A 19,996-nucleotide genomic window follows, 5' to 3' on the forward strand; every position below is an offset into this window, starting at 1 on the left:
CACTTTCTGAAAAATTTTAATGACTGTTCTATCTGTTAAATTTCATCGATAACCGTGACCCTCATAAACAAACACCTTCTTTTTTCGTTTGCTTATTAATGATGCAATTTGCATGCCAAAGTAAATAATAACAGTTCTAAAAAACGGCAAAAAAATAACTGCTGAGCGCAGTTTAATGAACATTCGTAATATTTGTTTTCTTGAGAAGAAAAAGGATTTAATGGTGATTCCACCCGCCTAACAACTCTAATAATTCAAAAATAAATCAATATTATTAATTAACGCGGATTTGACGATTCAAAAATGATATAGGGATTCATCTTTGAATTGGCCGATATTGACGTAGGTAATTCCTATACTGCTAAGAAAATGTTACAGATAGCCAATCACAATTAATTCTATCACCATCAACCGTCTATCTAATATAAAGGAATTGAACCCTTTCTTTTTTAATGGACATCACCAGTAAAATTAAATCGCATCTCCTTTAAACATAATCAGTCACAAAATTACAAACGTTGCTGTCACTTTATTATTTACTACGAGATTTAGACTGCTCATTGATAGGCTATTTTCAATATCTCTCCTCGGATATCAGAACTACTTCATCTTCATGTGGGACTTATTGGCTTGGTCTATGAAACTTAAAACACTATAAATGGACTGTAAGGCTGGAGTAGACACATCTAGCAGATTGGCCTGTCTGACAATATATCCGCACATGGCTTCCACTTCCATCCTCTTTCCACGGAGGCGGTCCTGCAGCATGGATGTTTGATGATTTCTCGCCTTCTCGGCATTAGAAAAAATCCTGGCTTGAGTTGGTTCGGGGTCAAAAGAAATGCCTTTATGAATCGCGACATTAATGACCTCGGAGCAGATTGCTGATGCAGTTTTGTTTAACTGCTTATCATCTAAGATTTGCCCAACCCGAGCGACTGCAGCAGCGGATAACGGGTTAAAGGTAGCGTTCCATAATAATTTTTGCCATTTCCTTTCAAGGATGTGCCTGGATTGCACAGTATCAATACCCGCCTGATTAAATTTTTCCATAATGACTGCACAGTCATCCGTTGCTGATGAATCTAATTCTCCTATTACAAGTTTGACTCTTCCTTGTTGACGGATCCTGCCCGGAGCTTCTACGGAGGCTTGAATATATGTAGCTGCTGATAACAATCGCTCCTTGTCAAATACATCCTCTAATATTTCTTCGTTTTCAACGCCATTTTGCATCGTCATGATAAGTGCACTGTTCTTTAAAATGTTCCTCAGTTGTTTAGCGACTTCTTCGGTATCATTTGATTTGACACACAACAATACCAAGTCTGATTTTGCCAGATCACTTAAACGGTCGGTAAACGTTCCAGGAACACGGAATTGACCATGCTCCCCCGCAATCAATAATCCTTCCGTCTTCATCGCAGCCAGATGATATCCTCTAGCTAAAAAAGTTACATCATGTCCCGCGTTATGGAGCATTCCGCCAAAATAACTGCCGACTGCTCCTGCTCCTGCAACACCAATCCTCATTTCCATTCCTCCCCTTTGTTTCCATTCAAGTTATCATTATTTTATCACTCTTTGTTATAAACCAGACTATTTTTTCTGTATTAAAAAGGCTTGAAGAACCAAGCCCTTAAGATAAATAAAGATTTATCTTCTTGACGAAATAATAGAATCAAAATCCATACCAAGCCTGTAATCATAAAAAGGAAGGAACCAAAAAAGAAAAGTAACTAAGAATTAATGTTCCTGGGACAATGGTTACAGATAAAACAAATAATAGTATACCGAAAAACAGGTACATGTGCGGGAGTATTTATTTATTCATTTTATACCTTCCTTTAATAAAATAATAATCTCTTAATATCTACTCATTTGAACATGTGGTTGAGGTTCATGTTCGTTAAATTTATTCTCATGTTCAACCGCTATACTTAACACCCTTTTAGTAATACTGAAAGACGGCGTAAGTTGTAAAGTGCTTTCTTGGTGAGCATAATGACCATAAGCATCATAGTCAGTTAGCGTGCTTACGTTTGGCTTTATCTCGTATCATATAAATATCATACTCATACAACGGATTAATACTACCATCATCTTTTAAATTTTAAGTAATCCATGTTTGGCAGAAAAGATAGTAAGAAGTAATGCTGCATTCATGTTTTGAAGTGAATTAAAACAACACTATGGATAACCGGGAGTAAGTGTTTTTTACAGCAAAATCAAATGTGCTATACAAATAAAAAAAGGAATATACTTACAATAAAAAGAACTCGACGTTCATTTGTAAGAAATGAATGTCGAATTCTTTGTAATGAAGGTAGAGAGAGAAACTATAGACGAGCTACTCCGTCTCCAGAGCTAATCTAACAGAGCTTTAGCCGTATTCTCATCTGTAATTAAAACATCAATTAAATTACCTATTAAAGAGCTTCTAATAGCCTCTATTTTTTCACTTCCACCCGCAACACCAATAACAAGTGGTATATTCTTTAGTTTCTCTAATGCCAATGTGATGACTTTTTCATTCCAAACATTTAAAGCTGTATTACCATCGGGATCTATAAAGTTATAACATATATCGCCTACAACATTTTCGAAATCCACCTCTTCTTGTTTCCCTTGGTGTAAATAAGACTTGACCATGGTGGAATGTTCCGGTGTACCACCAATACCTACCAAGGCAACATCGGACTCCGTTGCCTTATCAAAAACATTTTTTATCGTGGACTGGTTAAAAATAATGTCTTTCGCTTCCTTAGAATCAACTAAAACCGGAGCATGTAGTAGACTATATTTAGCATTCAAACAATCCGCTAAAGTGGCTACAATATTATTAGAGTGAATATCTACTTGTTCGTCACCCATACCACCTACCAATGGTACAATCGATAAATCAGGAAAATGTTGATTGGGTTGCATTGATTTAGCGACTTCATTTAAAGTCGTGCCTGAAGATACTCCAAGTGTTTGACCATCTTTTAGGATTCTCAGCAAATATTTACTTGCAGCAATTCCCAATCGCCCCTTAGATGTCTCCTGATCATTACTGCTCACACATACAACTTCTCTTAAATCGTACCTACGTTCCACTTTTGATTCCAAAGCCAGGAAAGGATGACTTTCATCATCGTGAATAATAATTTCCACAACACCGGTCTCTTTTGCTTTGGTAAGGTATTTTGATATTAAAGATCGACTAACCCCGATAGACTTGGCAATAGTTGATTGTGTTGCGCCTTCTTCATAATACATATGCGCGATTTTAACCATCAATCTTTTATCATTTAAAAATGACATGTTCAATTCATCCATTCTATATTTACTAATAAAAATTATTGCTATTAAGGTTTTAGGTTCAAGCTTAATTAAGCTTGAACCTAAATGATTCTAACTATTATTTTAACCATCAATATAATTTAAATCTATACATATACGGAAACAAAATGGAGAACTTTATGTTTCAAATACGATTGTATTTCCTTCATTAAATGTAGGAAATTGCGATGGACTAACAAACACCGCACCAGGTAACACATTATCTGCGGGCTCCTTAAAATAAACGGAAATGTGTCCTAGTTCCTTTAAGTTATCATTTGCTGCTGACCCAACAGCGGTAATGGTATATGTTTGATCTCCAATTCGTAAAGTACCACCTTCTTGAATAGGTTGATCCGAAGTCTCTTCTATTTCATGAATCACTGACATTTCTCTTAATTCATCTGGTGCTTGTGGCCCAAATAAAATAACTACTTTCTCTTCTTCAAAGCTTGGCACTAAAGCACCGATTTCTTTTATGGTTGATTTATACATTTATGCTCCCCCCTATTAATCTTATGATGAATACATTCCAAAACTAGCAAAGTAGGCAATCACTACGGCTAACACACCTGTAATTAAACGACTGTATAATACAGCAGGCACTCCATATTGTACCGTATCTGGTTCCGCTTCCCCTAATGATAAACCAACTGGAATGAAATCCGCCCCTACTTGACCATTGATTGCGAATAATGCTGGTAAAGCAAATTGTGGTGGAATATTCCCCATTCCAATTTGGCTACCAATTAGTACACCAATAACTTGGGCAATAACGGCACCTGGTCCTAATACTGGAGATAAGAATGGTAATGTACAAATGAATACAATAACAATTAATCCCCAAAGAGAACTAGCTAGTGGTGATAAAGAGTTAGCAATTAAATCACCAATTCCAGTGTAATTAATGATACCGATTAACATACTAACAAATGCCATAAATGGAATGATATTTTTAATTAGCATATCAACTGAATCACGACCTGCTTGATAGAACGTTCCTGTTACATTTCCGATTCCTTTTGAAAATCTCATTAAGAAATTATCGTTATTACCTTTGTGTTTATCTTTAACTTGTTGATATTCTTCTTTAAATTTTTCTTTATCTGTTGTGTTAAAGCTTGATTCATCCGCTTGCTCTGCAGCAGTCGCTTGTTCCGCTAAAGCTTGATCACTTTCTTCACTAGATAATTCCACTTGTTTCTCCGTTACCCCTGATACAAAAATATCTTCTTTAATATGTTTAGCAAGAGGGCCGGACGGGGATGATGATAATATATCAACGGTAGGTATACGTTTCATTGGATAGAGGCCAATTCTTGCTGTCCCTCCGCAGTCAATCACAACACACATCATTTCATCTTCTGGTATAGAGTTTTTAAACCCATCTACCGCTTCAGTACCTGTTAATTCTGCAATTTTTTCAGCAACTGGGTGTATCCCACCACCAGTAATCGACACAACTTTTGCTTTCTTTCCTTTTGGTTCAATTCTTAAACCAGTTCCCCAACCACCAGGGCCTTTATTTACAAAAACAGCCTTATTTGCCATTGTCCATCAGTCCTCCTAAATAGTATACGCTTACATTCTCGCAGCCAAATATTTCGTAATTTGTTCCGTAATAATCCCTCTTAAAAACATAACTACTATACCAACTAGGAAAAATCTAACTGCTATTTCAGAGGTTGCATAACCTGCTTGCTCTAACCCGTTCGCAATCCCTAAATAAACAAATAGTTCGCCGGCGTTCGCATATGGAAATAAAGCGGTAACCGGATGTAAAAACGATACTAAGGAGTCAAAAAAAGCAGGTTTTTGTTTCTCTTCAACAAATCGTCCAAACGTATATGCCATTGGATTTGTTAGAAGTAAAATCGATAAGATCGGCATTACCGTATATCTTAAAATTGTATACTTCGATGCAAACTTAATTGCCTTTGTCACTCTTTCTTCACCAATAAATTTAATCAGTGCATAAGTGAATGTTAATAATACTAAGAGGGTCGGAACAATTCCTGTAAATAAGCTCATAAACTGTTCCCCACCAGCATTAAACATTCCAATAAAGTGTTCTCCAAACCACTGAATCCATTCCATTGATTTACACCCCTTTTGCATTTCTCATTCAACTTTATTTAAAACATTAACTTCCTTCTGTTTTAAAATATTTTTTTATACAAAAGGAAGCTATTTTCCCGTTCTATTTCCCTTTTTATTATCTAAATCATCCATTAATAGTAGAGAAGACCTCTCACCTATTCTCTAAAGTTTGATTAGTCCTGACTTTTTTTCGAAATAGATATTAGAGCATTTTCAGCAGCTTGATGAAGTGCCACGCTTAAAGCAGGAACCCTCTTACGCTTGTATTTGCCTGTAGCTTGAATGGATGCATGTAAGCTATCAAGCAATTCGCCAACATGACTACCTTTGTACTGTTTTATTTCCTTAAAAGTTGAGAGGATACTAACACCATGCACCGCTTGGCATTCTTTAATAATGTAGTTTTCATCCACGACAATCATTGCAATGGATCCCGCACCTAATTTTCTTTGTGCTTTTCCTGAGAATAGGTGAATCCCTTTTGTTCCTTTATATTTTCCAATCATCGCTTCCATCGAATTCTTATAATGTCGTACTTGAATAAATGTTAAAGCATACTGCGTAATAAGAAGTCCGCATGCGATTAGGACGAGCCCCATCACGCCCTCCCCCTTCTCTTATTAAATGACTATTTAGATAAACTTAATTCCTTATTTTTATTATCTGGAAACAATTGATTTTGCAATGACCTTAGTTTCCAAACCGTTGTAGTTGGATCTAATTCAACATCATCTTCGGTTAAAAATTGACCTTCTTTAACATCTTTTTTCGCAACTACATTTCCACTAATTAGCCCAATTGGAATATGACCATTCACATTCATTTCTTCATGTGTTTCTAATACTCCTCTAACAGAGTAACCGCCAATACCGTCAACTTGCTCACCAGCTTTGATATCTCTTTTCGCCACAGTTACTGTTTCTGAAATGGGTGCTCCTAACGGATGAATAGATGTATCGTGTTGCAGAACTGCTTTTGCAATCGTGATTGGCGTTTCTAAACTAGCAAGGTGATAAGGTCTGTATAAGGTATAGTGTGGTCCATGGTTTTCATCAACCTTTAATAGATAACGAAGTTCTTCGTCTACAGGCTCTAGCTCACTTTTTACAATGACAAACACACCTGGAGCTAAACCGTTTACATAATCAACAACACCTGTTTTATTTAATACCCCTCCATTCTCTTTTGTGTTCAAAATATCAGCAACATTATCTAAATTCGCCTCAACTCCGTGCATTCCAACTTTGTCAGGTACTAGACCAATCGCATTACTTAATAAATTCATTTCAGCCATAGTTTTCGTCCCATCTTGGAAAGCGGCTAACATATGAGCACTCATATTCTTTTGATTCGCTTCATCAGCACATGTGTCCGGATTTGCTGTTGGCTTAAGTGGATTATTTTTCCCTTTTCCTGCCACAACGACTTCTAGTCCCATTGTTTTAGCAAATTCATATAATTCTACAATTGCGGCTGGCTCATCCCCAGCAGAACCTGAGTAAACTAATCCAGCTGACCTAAATAGTTGATTCATCGCAGATCCAATTGTAATATCTACTTCTACATTTAATAACACAAGGTGTTTTTGAGATCGAAGGGCTTCTAACGAAATATTTGCACCTACTTCTGGAACACCCGTTGCATCAACCACCACTTCCACATTTGGTGACTGAATGACTTCACGATAGTCACTCGATATAACTGTATTTATCTTTCTTTTTTCTTGAGATAAATAAAAATTTTTGGCTCTGTTAGCATTTTCTTCATTTACATCACAAATCCCGCCTACAACCATTCCAGGAATTCTTGATATTTGCGAGATCAAACCAAAGCCCATTTGCCCAGCTCCAATAATCCCCACTTTAATTGGTTGTTGTTCCTTGTCTCTTTCTAAAAGCTGTTGATAGATTGACATATTCATGTTCCTCCCCCTAAATTATTAACAAATCTTTTGTTTGCGCTTACATGATAAGTCCATTTACTATTTAAGAACTAAAAAACTACAAAGTTAGTTAACAACTACTAATTAGAACTTTAACATATGTTACAAATAAAAACAAACGTTTTATTACAATCATTTGTTATACTTAATAATTTTTGTTATATTTTGGTTTTGATTACCTCATCAACACCAACACCATGGCCTTACTACTCGCCAGGCATTTCGACAATGATACAATCGAATTAAAGCAAGAACGAGGACTCTACATAAGAAACACCCCCTCTTAGATTATTCTAAGAGGGGGTGTTTGGGTAATTTACTGAAAGGGATGGAAATTTCTTTAGATTTATACGATCAGCAAGATCTAAACCCTAACCTCCACTCACTATTGTCCTTCTGTAAGAGAAACCCTGCCATTTGTCCATAAGTGGTACACCGGTATAGTTTTCAAAAAGTTCTATCCAGAATATCCATAGACATAAGAAAAAACATGGAGGGGTTTTATGATTGCCAAGACAGAAGAGAATTTGGTTTCCTGGTGCGAACTTACATATTACTACTCGTGGAGTAAAACGGACAACTTTAATTCATGATGATGTAGATTACTTGGAATGCTTAAGAATTTTAGAAGAGTCGCCAATTTCCCTTTTCTTCTTTAACCAATTCCATAAAATGAAATAAAATGGCTCACCACCTAGATATAGATGAGCCTAATAATGATTACTTTTCATATTTAAAATAACGTTTATGTTAAGTCCTTAAGTATATGTAAATAGTCCGGCTTAATATTTAGCAAATAATAAACTTCAGTAGAAACCCATATGCAGTGGCTAGTGCCCACTTTCTACACCCATATCCAAGACACTTCTCATGAAAACAGATTGTCCAATCGGGACAGAAAACTGACAATCAAACTCTAATCTTTTTCCTATATTATAGTACCACTTGTATTCCGGGACACTGCACCTGTCCCTATGTCCCGCAAAAAAACTCCACCTTAATTCCAAACACTGTAAAAACATCACCAACATGCTGTGTCTAGTCTCTATCTCCCAATAGATAATTTAGAAAAAAGGGAGATAGTTTTGACAGATCAGGAATTAAAGTTGGTGATTGGTAGATTTCTACATAGGAAGAGAATTGAAATGGAAAAGGAAATCAATGATTATTCCATAGAAGAGATAGCTTATCAAGCATGGATTCATGACAAAAGTTTAGGGAGAATGAAACGGGGCGAAACGATGCCTTACGTATTCAACCTAATTCATCTATCTAAAACCTTACATATCTCCTGGGAATTCCTGGATTATCTAGAAAGAAATGATAACATCACGAAAGGATTAGGCCGATATCTTCGGATGAAACGGTATGATACTGGAAGAACCAAACGGAATATAGCTCAATTGGCACGTCTTAATGAGAATTACCTCAGTGATATTGAGCGTGGCAAAAAGATGCCTTCTCTCAAAGCCCTAATTAAGCTATCCTACCATCTGCATATCCCATGGGAATTACTTGATGAGATTAAGAAGAACATGAATTAACCCCATTCTCCCCTCTTATCCTCCGCACCAGCCTCGAGTTTCGATTTGTTCAACCTCAATATCCCCACAAAAGGAGTGTCCCCAATGACTGAAATTGTGAGCAACTACCGCATTACCCCCTCCACCATCACCTTACTGCCCGCCAGACATTTCGACTATGACACCACCGTATTAGAAGAAGGCCGCGAACTTTATGTAAGAAAATCCCCCTTGCAGCTTATTAAGCGGGCCTGTCTCGAGGCTGGGTCATCTTATGATGGGAGGAGGCAGTACATTATGTATCAAACCAGCTTCCGTCACAAGGTCCCCATTCCTATTTATCCCGACCAGCAAATTTATACTTTTCCGACTCACTCACCTAATGACTTCAACTGCCAATGGATTTTTTATCCCCACATTGACTCGCTCATCTCCAATCGCACGGCTTCGAAAAAAATCCATCCATCAATTATCCGATTTAGAAACGGGGATGAACTTCCTCTAAAGGAATCTTTTTACCTGCTCGAAAGACAAATCCAGCGAACGGCGATCTGTATGCTCCGTTATCAATCTGCTATTCAAAATCAATTCCCATCCAAAAATGATAGAAACGAAAGGACGATCCATAATGAATTATATTCAAGAGATTAATGCTTTTTATACGTTAGGCGTAACCAATCCTGTCTCAAATTCTGCCGTAAGTCTTTGGCATGCGTTAATGCACATTAACAATCTGACTAGATGGAGGAAAACATTTACGGTCGCTGCTACGGTTTTAAAAACGAAATCCGGGTTAAAGGATAGTGCGTTTAAGCGGGCGCGAAAGGAATTGGTGGACAAAGGGTACATTCACGTTCGATCCCGGGGAGGAAATCAGGCTCCGGAGTATCAAATGGTCAGCCTGCTGGCCATTATGGACCACAGTACGAACCTCAATGCCGACCACACGATGGACCAGAGTACGGACCAAAGTGAGAACCACAGTGCGGACCCATTAATAAAAGAAAGAAAGACGAAAGAAAACCAAACCAATCCTGCAACAACAAACGCAAAATCGGCATCCGTAATTTTCTTTGAGGAAAATGCAGGTGAACTGCCTGCCTATATTCAACATGATATCCAGGAATGGGCTCGGTCTGTTGGTGATGAACTGGTTATCCATGCTATAAAAAGAGCCTTAGAGCGGAATAAGGCGAACTGGGGGTATGTGAAGAGTATTTTAAAAAGCTGGGAGATAAAAGGGATTACCAGTGTTGAGGAAGCAGAGGGAGAGGAACGGACTTATCAAAAGCAGAGGTCTAAACCGCGAGTATCACGGAAAAAGGAAGTACTGCCGGAATGGTTTGATGTGGAGAAGGAAAAAGAACCTGTGGCTGAAAAAGGACGAAGGGATATTGAGGAAGAAAGAAAGGAGCTTGCTGCGCTCCTGGCGAGGGTGTAAATCGTACCTAGGTACCAATATCAGATACCTCATCAAACCACATACACCTCAAATAGCCCCTACAAAATCACTCAATGTCCTTCTATTCACGGACAAACCCTGATAATTGTCCATAAGGGGTACCGGTTACGGATAGCGCAACTAACGCATAATCCAACCATTGTTATCTTTTAGACCCACCTTTGACAGAAAATAGATTTAACTATCACATGTGGACTTATAAATATTTCATTTGATTTAACTATTTCACGAAAAATTCATATTCACTCTTTAAAACATCCCTAGATGATCCCTTAACTGAGTGAGTTATAAAATTACGCTTTATATCTTTTACTACAGTAGTTATATATGGCATTTGCCTATTGGGTTCAATTCTATTAATCGACTTTAATTGTCCTTCCAGTTTAAGAACAAGTTGTTTAAACTGAATGTAGTCATTAAATGTATTAATGGAATAATTATGAATAGCCTTAAAATTATTAAACATTTTTCTCTGTAGTTTATTTGGAGCTTTAAGTAAGCCAGTGCACGGATCAATCACAACGCCTGTAACAGTTTTATAGTTATAGGGGTTCATTCGATGGATCTTACTAGGATGAAGTTGTAAATCGTACTTTTTAACAATTGAGTTAATATGTCTTAAAAAGGACTTTGGAATTCTCTTATGGCTTGAAAATGTCATGTCATCTACAAATAAAGTAAAATGAATATCATTTTGCTTACATAAATTGTATATCCCATTAAACAAATCAAAATATGATAGAAAGGATAGTATTGTACTTGTAGGAAAACCTTGAGGTATATGACGTAGTGCAGTTTTACTATCAAGGGGATACGTTGTTAATTGAGTAATAATCTTAGCCACATCAGGGCTAGTATGAAACTTATGTAAAAGCAGACCATAAACATAACTATCCCGAGTACTTGGAAAAAAGTTCTGAATATCAGCAGTTTGAATATATGGTTTCTGTCTATGTATTAAGGCATTATCTAGAAAGTCTCTCTTGGGTATGCCCGCATATACATAATCAGGGATATTAGTTTTACATAACATTTTATTTAACCGTCTTAAAAGTGACTTATAATGTTGATCCGTATTAAAAAGCGTTCTTACTTTTTTGCCTACCTTTTTCTTAAAAGGGTAGACCGTATATCTTTCTTCAATTCGGTTAAAATTTTCAACATCTGTCTTAAGTAGACTGGCTAATCTTCTTTTATTGTGTAGTTCAAATAGAGAATGTGGTTGTGAAATTAACATTGGCTACCTCGCATTCTTTTTTGATTGTAAAAGAAGCTAGAGAGAATATTTTTTATTGAATCTATTCCCAAATGGAAGACTTCTTTTAGAAACAATAATCGAATAAACAGAATAATAGTTTTAGCTAGTAAAGCGGCAAATTCAGGAACAAAGTTCTCTATGAATAAATTTTTCACTCGCTTATAACTAGAACTTTTTCTATCTCTGTTTTTTCGGCGATACTTACGATTTTTACAACGAGATTCCTCCAACGTTGCCCCTCCTTTTAATATTAAATTGGCCAAAAGGCCCCTCTGCTCGTTAATATTATTGGGAAGGTATTTTTGAGACAAGTATCGCTCTCTCTAGCATCCTCTAGCCAAAAGTCCTCTGCTCAGATCATTTATGATGAAATTCTTATACTACTATGAACTTATAGGACCTTAGATTAGGGACCGTTACGGTAAACGGATAAAAGCCCCCGACTGATAGCGCTTCATGAACAAAATTGTGTTCAATCCACTAAATTTTTGCAGAGGTATTGTCTCAATTTTCGCAATTTAATTCTACCATAAAAATGCAATTCTGTTAAATTAAATCTATCTGTTTTATTAGAATTACATTTTTTACTTTCCTCTGTTAATAAATCAAGCACTTCCAGCCTTTTCATAAGCTAGGAAATTCTTTTCTGTGCTTACCAACTAATCCCTCAGTACTGCCCTTCTCAAACAGACAAAACACCTATTATCCATAAGTAATACCGGGTACCTGCGCTCAGTACTCCTTAAGATATCGTTATCTGAAGAAGATAAGAAAGGCTTATTTATTTTGACTTTTTTCACTATTAATCTACTAAATTATCCCTTTCTTTTGTACAATAATAGAAAATAAAATGGTGTTATTCGATTAGTGGGATGACTGACAAATGCGGAAGGTTTTGCCTGAAACAAAATGCAGATTACACTGTTTAGCGTGGCTGGATTCATAAGGGGTGTCGGGTAGGGATACTTAAATTTACTTTCTTCGTTAGATGAGCATATCATCCCAGCCTGCTTTTTTATACAGCTCTTTTTGTTTTGCTTGAAGTTTATGTAGTTCCTCAATATCCTTACTATGGATCTCTTTTTGTTTATCACCAAACCAACTATAAAACTCCGTAACTTGATTTGCATATCCGTCTACAACATCCTTTAAAATTATACGGTCTTCCGGAATTGATTCTAAATATTCTTTTGACTTTGATGTCCACTTATCCCATTCCTTTAAGCTTTTTGCATCTAACGTTATTGAATGAGATATTCCAGCACCCATGTTGAATGACAATGTAGCACCTGCAATCGGTAGAGTTTTATGCAAAATATAATTCCTTAAGTCTTGTACAAATTTTGAAATAGGAATATCTATAAAGTTTCCCTTTATTTTACTATTATAATCTTTCTCAAATTCAGTTCCTTTATATTCTTCATTATAAAAAACTCTTGTATGATCTACTAAGGTTTTTGCTGCAGCTAAAAAATTATGGAGTAATCTTGTAATCTCCCTGAATAAATCATCTAACTTCTCTCTATTAGAAGACAAACTTAATGCTAAATCTGAATTAGAAGCGTATTCATCAAGTAACTTACTTAATTCTATTTGATTTACTTGAAATATTCTGTATGACAATTGAAGTGTCTCAATCTTATCAATTATCCTCCGACCCTCAGAGGACAATATATGTGAATGCCATTTATCTTTACCTCTTTCAGCTCTTAACTTAACAAGTTATTCTTTAGTACTGATTTTTTATTAAAGTACTCAACCAAATAATTTACGTGTTGATTTAGCTCATATACATCCTCAAGCAAAGGAATATTTCCATTATCATGTGAAAAGTCATTTGCTAAATTAATAATTCTCTGCTCTAAAACATCATTCAATGGATCATTAAATTTTTTCAAATGTCTTTTTAGATCTCCTAAAAAATTTTTTTCATAGTGTTTTTTAGGAAGGCTGTATTCATAAAACAAACAATAATATTTAAGTAATGACTCTAATATTGTCCTAAGTATATTCCCTGAGCTTCTTATTTCATCATGTTCATTTTCATATAATTTATCTAATTTAGATTGTACAGTTAAAATGCGTTCCTTAGCATGCATCAGTGTAGAAAGTAATAATAGCTTTTGAGAACGTGATCTATGAACATCTCCCTGCTTAGGCTTTAATAAGAAACTGAAAAATGGAAGGTTATATAGTAGACATTCATGTACATAATTGTTTTGAATAAACTTTATTTCAGTATGTAATTCTTGATCATTATCTTGTATTCTAAATTGATCCTCTTTTAATTTATTTATCCCCAAGAATTTTTTAGCGTCCTTCAACTTTATTACAGTAGGCATAACTAAAACCATTAAATGATTGTTTGACTTTATAAATTTTAGCTGTTGTATATTACTTAGAGAATACAAATAATCCGCACCAAAGATATCTTGCACCATACCTTCAAATCCTCTTGGTGGTCTTTCTTTAACAAAATCTCGCCAGATGATTTTTACATAAGGTTCATGATATTCAATTGAACTGACATTATCATAGTCAGTTAGAGAAAAATGGTCTACTATAACCAATCCATCTGTTTTTATTATTAAATTATTTAAGAATTCATAACAATTCTTTGTACCATAAATATTATTCGGACAGCCAACATTCTCCCAAGCATCCAAAAATGCTTGTTCACTCATTTGATACTTTTTACTATCCAAATTTCGTCTATCCTTTCATATGAATTTACAATCTAGAATAATAAGCAAAGTTTATACAAGCCAAGGACCTTTGTATTCCTGTAGCATCCAGTTCATTAGATGCTTGCGATTAATTAACTTAATTGATATGAACTTGCCGCTTTTTTTATCTTTTTCGGTAAAAACTATTGGTGGCAACTCAGATTCATCCCTAGGCCTTACTATAAATAAACATACGATAGATTTGTTCAAAAACTTCTTTAGAATGATAACATGTATGGCTGATAAATAGAATATAAAGGTCTACAACATTAGCCGAGTATGGATAATATCACATTAACACATAGGGACACCGTGTCATTCACCCTACTCCAACCTAATCCAACCTATTGTAACTGCTAAATAAAGTAGACAGTTTTCGCTAGATAAAAATGAACACTTTTTCAATAGCCCTAAGGCTTGAAAATGGGATCCCACAGGAGATGAATATTACCCTCAAAATGAACCACCTCTGCTACAAATTTGGACCGCTTATGAAACGATTTTAAGCCACCTCTGCCATTTAAAGATCCAGGACTTTTGACCTTTTGACCCTTTTTAAAACTTCAGAAAACGATCTTTACAAGGAGAGGTGGTAATGGTAGGCATACAGGTCAGGCAAGCTCCTAGCTGCCGTTTCTTGCAAAAACCATTACCACAAAGGCTCCTTGTCAAGATCCTAATGTGAAACATAACTAATTTGATTAGAATAATATACTCATAATATTATTGGCTCAAAAACATGGCAAGGCTGGCTCTACTTGATGGCGATTTTCAGGAGACAGATAGGTACCCACAATTTAATGCTACCCTCTTCACTAGACAATTGGCCATTAATTACTAGCAGAATATAACTATCAAAGAATACCATAAACAAAAAGCCAGCAATCCAAACCCTTTGCTTTCAGAATTTAATGATTTATTACTTTGATTATATCCCTTGTCACTCTCTGAACCTCATTCCCCCACTGACCAATATCCTGCATCCTTAATTCCTGAATCAAACCCGAATCAACCTCCACACCCAAAAGCTCTCCCCAACTAACCAACCTTACATGATTAATCCCCTTCAAAAACTCTATAGTATTCCGATCCTCATTCAATTCATTCCGATCAAGTACCAGCAATGACTTTCTATTCACTACTGCTTCACTTACCTTACTCCACCCTGCTTTAGAAATCACAATATCCGAAGCTGCAATGTAATTTTGAGATTCAGTATAGTTGAGAGGAACTTTAAAAACATTCTGCTTGTTGATTTTCATATTACTAGAAACCAGGAAAACACAATCCTCACTATTCCATATAGGGAGTTTGTCCAGTTTTTCTATATCTATCTTCATACCTAAGCCAAAATACACAATCGTTTTATCTCGGTTTGGATTAACTGTATTTATAATTTGATCAACTTGTTCAGGGTCTGTTTGTCTGGCGATAAATCCAGTACTTCTGCTCTTTCCCCAATCTGGTTCGTCACTTACGGCCAATGAGATAAAATCGTCCATACTTTGATAAGAATGATAATAATGAGATAATTTATCCTCATCTATTAATCTTTGTATGCCGTATACCAGGTGAAATTTGAAACACCTATTGATGGAATGTTTAATTCTTTTGCTGGTATAAAGGGTAATGGTGATATATCGGAAATCACTAGATCTACATGATTTTGTTTTAAAAAACCCTTCTCAACTCTTAATGTCTCTTCCCAATCATTCATAAAAGCCTGGTACTGATGATTAATCTCATTAGCATCCGGCTTCATACTGTTATTTTGAAGAACATATCCTACATCTGTGTTCACTTTTCTAAACTCAACATTATAACTAGTTAAGGACTCTTTTAGGAAGTCCATAGCAAAAGAATTGCAAATAATCATTCTCAAATCTTCGCCATATTGCTGAGACAACTCCCGTATTATTGCAATACTTCTGGAAGCATGGCCAAATCCGTAATCAGAAATATAAAAAGCAACAGTTTTCATAAGGATCACCTATGAAATAACTGTTGCCTTTGATTTTTGAAAATGGGCAATGACGTCATTCCACTCAAAATATATGCGGTTAAAGTCTTCAGCACTAATTCCTGCGCCTGTCTGAACTTCTATAAATTCCAGTTCTGAGATAGCTCGTACACCATGTTTTTTTCCAGCAGGTAGATGAATAACGTCTCCAGCTTTTACTCTAGTGATTTGGTTATCTAAGGCTAATTCTCCTTCGCCTTTTACAATGGTCCATACTTCATCTCTTAAATTATGGTAATGGTAGCTGGAATTCTTTCCTTCTTCTATACAAATCCGTTTGGGTTACCATCTCTTGTTCATCATCGTATTTCGTATAGTCCAATGTTCTTGACCATCCCCAAATCCGTTCTTCATACATCGGTGGCTGATCGAAATCCTTTATAAGACCCTTTACTTTTGGACTGGATGCTTTGTCACTAACTAATATGCCATCAGGACTTGCAGCTACCACTAAATCTTTGCCTCCCAGCACTGTAACAGGGATATCCAGTTCATTAATTAAATGAGTATTTACTGAATCTTCACTCATACGTGGTACAGGGTACAGATATTCCAAAACCTCTTTCAACACTAAATCTAAATCATTAATTCATACTGTCCTTTACAAATGGACAAATCGCCCAATTGTCCATAAGTAGTACCGGGTACGGATATTCAACTTTTATAAACCTTGGTGTAGGATTAATTGTTGCAGGAACCGTTTATGGATTTGCCAGTATCATTGGAATGTTGGTACCAATCATCCACTCATATGCCTGGATGATTCTAACTACAGCTTTATTAAAGATTTTTAATATTGTTCCAAAAAGAGTAGAGAATGCAGCTAGAGACTGGTATATGTTTATTAACAAAACCATGATTCCTGCCATTTTAGTTGCAGTGAGTATCGCATTAATTAATTTGGAGGAATTGCTTAGTGTATTTACCGACTTATCATACTTTACAGTTGTCGTTGCAACCATATTATTTGCTGGAATAGGATCAGGTGACGTTGCTGTTCTAGGTGCTAGCGAAAGAATGAATCTTATGGCATTTGCCCAAATGTCTTCACGACTAGGTGGAGGGTTAATATTAGTGATCATGTCCTTTTTAGTTCCATTACTATTGTAAAAATTGATATTCTTATATTCACCATAGTAATCATGAATCACTAGATAAATAATGATATTAAGCTCTCTGTAATTTTCTACAGAGAGTTTTCTTTTTTACATGATGGATTGTAATATTTTAGTGCAACACGTAAAAATTATGGCTAAAATAAAACATGAAATAACAGCTTCGTGTACAATGTAGGTAACCACACAAACATAAACACGGAGTACTGTTATATGAGCTACAAACATTACCACATTTGAAAGAGCGCGTATAGAAACGCTAAAGAATCAAGGAATGTCTATATCTTCATTAACAAGAACTAAATCAATAAGATACAATGGACATAATCTTTTTTCTTCTGATAATTCAATAATGTCGGGTTTTTCTTTTTAAATTTCCTGAATGACTAACATGTAATTTATATACTTCCGCAGCGTTGCTTTCCCCTGTAGCCACTTCTCCGACACGTTTTTCTCTAAATCAGGAATAGATATATCCCCTTCACCTGTTCCAATTCCTCTATTGCCATTAGCAAAGCTATTTTAGCCTTCTTTAAATTTGGCATTTGATAACACTAAAATCTCGTTCTTCTCTTTCCTTTAGAACGTTAACACAAAATATACCAGGGATGAGACCCTTAGTAAAGCTCACTTCGACGGTCGCTAAAAATAGGAATGGTTGTTCGTACTTTATCTACTTGGTCTATGTCAATTTCGCTGTATAAAATGGTTTCTTCTTCACCGGCTTCGGCCAAAATCTCTCCCCATGGGCCGACTACGATGGAATGACCGCCAAAGGTATTATTGGGGTCAGCTCCGACACGATTACAGGCGACCACATAGCATTGATTTTCAATTGCGCGACTAATTAACAAAGCACGCCAATGATCGATACGTGGTTTAGGCCACTCTGCAACGACGTATAACACTTTCATTTCCCCCAGCGCATGCATACGCACCCACTCAGGAAAGCGAATATCGTAACAAATTAATCCTGCAGATGGTACACCTGCTAGTGAAAACCAGCCATTCTCGTTACCTTCTACTAAATACTTTTCTTCGTCCATTAGTCGGAACAAGTGAGCCTTGCTGTATGCTTTCACCTTTTCTCCAGCTGCATTGACGACCAGCATTGTGTTTTTCACTTCCAATGGTTGCTTCTCGGACTGATTGGCAATCGATCCACCCACCACATGAACGTTATACGCTTTTGCTAAATCAGCTAACAAGTCCAAACTGTCTCTTCCTTCTGTATCCGCAATGGTATCGAGGCGCTGCAGATCATAGCCAGTCGTCCACAGTTCGGGTAACACCACAACATCCGCTTCATTTGTCGCCGCTTGCCCAACCTTTGTTTTCACTTTTTCACCGTTTACCTGTGGATTTCCATAAGCAATATCCATTTGAATTAACGCAACATTTAATGTCATGATTTTATCCTCCTATCTCCTATGAAACAGGTCTTATATTGTTTTTTACATACTTTTCTAATCGCTGGATACTTTGTAGGACATCATGCTCTGTTGTCGGTACATTCATAAGATGGATAGACTCCTCAGGAATGGTAGCTTTTGCAGATATCGCTCTCATTGCTTCTTCCACATTTTCGTGAACACCTAGTTCCTCAAGTGTCGTTGGTAGCTGTAACTTCTTATAGAACGGAAAGAGTTTTGCCACTTCATCCAACTTGTTTTCTAGTGCTAATTGAACAAGAATACCATAAGCGACTTTATCCCCATGGAGAATTTTATGAGTTTCCGGAATGGTTGTTAGCCCGTTGTGAATGGCATGTGCTCCAGCAATTCTACCGTACGCATCGCCGTAACCACCAACCATTCCTCCTGCCATAACGATGGTTTCTGCCACTTTAATTAAAGCTGGTGTGACTTGATGATTTCGCACACTTTCCATGGCTTCTGATCCTTTATCCAGCAACACATCCCTACAGAGCTTAGCCGCATGAAGTGCAATATCCAATGCTAACGGCTTTTGCTCCATTTTCGCCGTTAATGCATCTGCTTCATACCACTTCGCAATCGTATCCCCAATGCCAGCTCGCAAATATTTAAATGGAGAGGCAGCAATAATGCGCGGTTCCAGGAGTACCATGTGAGCTGCTTTGGAAAAAATAATATAATGTAAAAAGTTTCCATACTCGTCATAAAATACACTTAGCGGGGTCCAGGGAGAGCAATTGGATGCCAGCGTCGGAATCAATACGACGGGAAGATCTAATTTATCTCCTGTTGCTTTGGCTAAATCCAACACCTTTCCCCCTCCAACACCAATCACCACATCAGCTTGGCTTTTCCTTAATTCTGTTGCAACTCTTTCCACTTCTTCATGAGTACAATCTCCCTTATAGGGAACACGAACAACGGTGTTATCCAATGATATATAATCTTTAGCAGCATACCAGGATTTCTCCCCATGGATAATGGCTGGCTTCTCTAATTTATGCTCGGCTAATTTCATCGTTAACTGTTCTAATATTCCTTCCTCACATTGATAAAAATTCGGTGCTCCCCGTACATGTAATGGATTCAT

Annotated in this window: 20 protein-coding genes and 1 pseudogene; 5 read left to right on the forward strand and 16 right to left on the reverse strand. The window is 36.4% G+C overall.

Annotated features, from left to right (window positions below):
* Positions 1 to 600 precede the first annotated feature (600 nt).
* The 7 genes from BMX63_RS02285 to BMX63_RS02315 form a co-directional block, all read right to left on the reverse strand.
* Positions 601 to 1,533: a ketopantoate reductase family protein gene (locus BMX63_RS02285; protein WP_177167135.1), complete on the reverse strand. Its 933-nt coding sequence runs from the start codon at positions 1,531 to 1,533 to the stop codon at positions 601 to 603.
* An 834-nt stretch (positions 1,534 to 2,367) separates the two neighbouring features.
* On the reverse strand, positions 2,368 to 3,279 hold the full coding sequence (locus tag BMX63_RS02290; protein ID WP_245732678.1) for a sugar-binding transcriptional regulator: 912 nt from the start codon (positions 3,277 to 3,279) through the stop codon (positions 2,368 to 2,370).
* A 183-nt stretch (positions 3,280 to 3,462) separates the two neighbouring features.
* Positions 3,463 to 3,819, reverse strand: coding sequence for a PTS glucitol/sorbitol transporter subunit IIA (locus BMX63_RS02295; RefSeq protein ID WP_093131540.1), 357 nt, complete (start codon positions 3,817 to 3,819; stop codon positions 3,463 to 3,465).
* Between the two features lie 21 nt (positions 3,820 to 3,840).
* Positions 3,841 to 4,875, reverse strand: a complete 1,035-nt coding sequence (gene srlE / locus BMX63_RS02300) for a PTS glucitol/sorbitol transporter subunit IIB (protein ID WP_093131542.1) — start codon at positions 4,873 to 4,875, stop codon at positions 3,841 to 3,843.
* 30 nt (positions 4,876 to 4,905) lie between these two features.
* Positions 4,906 to 5,421: a PTS glucitol/sorbitol transporter subunit IIC gene (gene srlA, locus BMX63_RS02305; RefSeq protein WP_093131544.1), complete on the reverse strand. Its 516-nt coding sequence runs from the start codon at positions 5,419 to 5,421 to the stop codon at positions 4,906 to 4,908.
* A 176-nt stretch (positions 5,422 to 5,597) separates the two neighbouring features.
* Entirely contained in the window at positions 5,598 to 6,023 is a 426-nt protein-coding gene (locus BMX63_RS02310) for a transcriptional regulator GutM (RefSeq protein ID WP_245732679.1), read from the reverse strand.
* A gap of 29 nt (positions 6,024 to 6,052) precedes the next feature.
* A complete protein-coding gene (locus BMX63_RS02315; protein ID WP_093131650.1) occupies positions 6,053 to 7,339 on the reverse strand; it encodes an NAD(P)H-dependent oxidoreductase in 1,287 nt (428 codons plus the stop codon).
* Between the two features lie 534 nt (positions 7,340 to 7,873).
* Here BMX63_RS02315 and BMX63_RS17855 point away from each other — a divergent pair.
* The 4 genes from BMX63_RS17855 (at position 7,874) to BMX63_RS02330 (ending at position 10,330) form a co-directional block, all read left to right on the forward strand.
* A complete protein-coding gene (locus BMX63_RS17855; protein ID WP_177167136.1) occupies positions 7,874 to 8,047 on the forward strand; it encodes a hypothetical protein in 174 nt (57 codons plus the stop codon).
* A gap of 464 nt (positions 8,048 to 8,511) precedes the next feature.
* A complete protein-coding gene (locus tag BMX63_RS02320) occupies positions 8,512 to 8,910 on the forward strand; it encodes a helix-turn-helix domain-containing protein (protein ID WP_143060103.1) in 399 nt (132 codons plus the stop codon).
* A gap of 84 nt (positions 8,911 to 8,994) precedes the next feature.
* Positions 8,995 to 9,540 (forward strand): competence protein ComK, encoded by a 546-nt coding sequence (locus tag BMX63_RS02325; protein ID WP_093131550.1) that lies wholly within the window; start codon positions 8,995 to 8,997, stop codon positions 9,538 to 9,540.
* On the forward strand, positions 9,518 to 10,330 hold the full coding sequence (locus BMX63_RS02330) for a DnaD domain-containing protein (RefSeq protein WP_177167137.1): 813 nt from the start codon (positions 9,518 to 9,520) through the stop codon (positions 10,328 to 10,330). The genes BMX63_RS02325 and BMX63_RS02330 overlap by 23 nt, the downstream gene beginning before the upstream one ends.
* 241 nt (positions 10,331 to 10,571) lie before the next feature.
* Here BMX63_RS02330 and BMX63_RS02335 read toward each other — a convergent pair whose 3' ends face one another.
* The 7 genes and pseudogenes from BMX63_RS02335 to BMX63_RS02365 all read right to left on the reverse strand — a co-directional run.
* On the reverse strand, positions 10,572 to 11,588 hold the full coding sequence (locus BMX63_RS02335) for a reverse transcriptase family protein (protein WP_093131554.1): 1,017 nt from the start codon (positions 11,586 to 11,588) through the stop codon (positions 10,572 to 10,574).
* Entirely contained in the window at positions 11,582 to 11,839 is a 258-nt protein-coding gene (locus BMX63_RS02340) for a hypothetical protein (protein WP_093131556.1), read from the reverse strand. The genes BMX63_RS02335 and BMX63_RS02340 overlap by 7 nt, the downstream gene beginning before the upstream one ends.
* A gap of 754 nt (positions 11,840 to 12,593) precedes the next feature.
* Complete coding sequence (locus tag BMX63_RS02345) at positions 12,594 to 13,232, reverse strand: hypothetical protein (RefSeq protein WP_245732680.1); 639 nt, start codon at positions 13,230 to 13,232, stop codon at positions 12,594 to 12,596.
* A gap of 86 nt (positions 13,233 to 13,318) precedes the next feature.
* On the reverse strand, positions 13,319 to 14,293 hold the full coding sequence (locus BMX63_RS02350) for a hypothetical protein (RefSeq protein WP_177167139.1): 975 nt from the start codon (positions 14,291 to 14,293) through the stop codon (positions 13,319 to 13,321).
* Positions 14,294 to 15,243: 950 nt separating this feature from the next.
* Entirely contained in the window at positions 15,244 to 15,837 is a 594-nt protein-coding gene (locus BMX63_RS02355; RefSeq protein WP_093131560.1) for a hypothetical protein, read from the reverse strand.
* A 44-nt stretch (positions 15,838 to 15,881) separates the two neighbouring features.
* Positions 15,882 to 16,316, reverse strand: coding sequence for a glycosyltransferase family protein (locus BMX63_RS02360; RefSeq protein WP_093131562.1), 435 nt, complete (start codon positions 16,314 to 16,316; stop codon positions 15,882 to 15,884).
* Between the two features lie 9 nt (positions 16,317 to 16,325).
* Positions 16,326 to 16,884: pseudogene (locus tag BMX63_RS02365) on the reverse strand (phosphomannose isomerase type II C-terminal cupin domain); the annotation flags it as partial.
* Between the two features lie 95 nt (positions 16,885 to 16,979).
* On the opposite strand from BMX63_RS02365, the gene BMX63_RS02370 reads away from it, so the two are divergent.
* Complete coding sequence (locus BMX63_RS02370) at positions 16,980 to 17,465, forward strand: 2-hydroxycarboxylate transporter family protein (protein ID WP_093131564.1); 486 nt, start codon at positions 16,980 to 16,982, stop codon at positions 17,463 to 17,465.
* Between the two features lie 622 nt (positions 17,466 to 18,087).
* On the opposite strand, the gene BMX63_RS02375 is transcribed toward BMX63_RS02370, so the two are convergent.
* Together BMX63_RS02375 and BMX63_RS02380 are read right to left on the reverse strand one after the other, a co-directional pair.
* Positions 18,088 to 18,879, reverse strand: a complete 792-nt coding sequence (locus tag BMX63_RS02375; protein WP_093131566.1) for a carbon-nitrogen family hydrolase — start codon at positions 18,877 to 18,879, stop codon at positions 18,088 to 18,090.
* A gap of 19 nt (positions 18,880 to 18,898) precedes the next feature.
* Positions 18,899 to 19,996, reverse strand: coding sequence for an iron-containing alcohol dehydrogenase family protein (locus tag BMX63_RS02380; protein WP_093131568.1), 1,098 nt, complete (start codon positions 19,994 to 19,996; stop codon positions 18,899 to 18,901).

Origin of the sequence: Salinibacillus kushneri (assembly GCF_900111405.1) — a bacterium.
GTDB classification, from domain to species: domain Bacteria; phylum Bacillota; class Bacilli; order Bacillales; family Alkalibacillaceae; genus Salinibacillus; species Salinibacillus kushneri.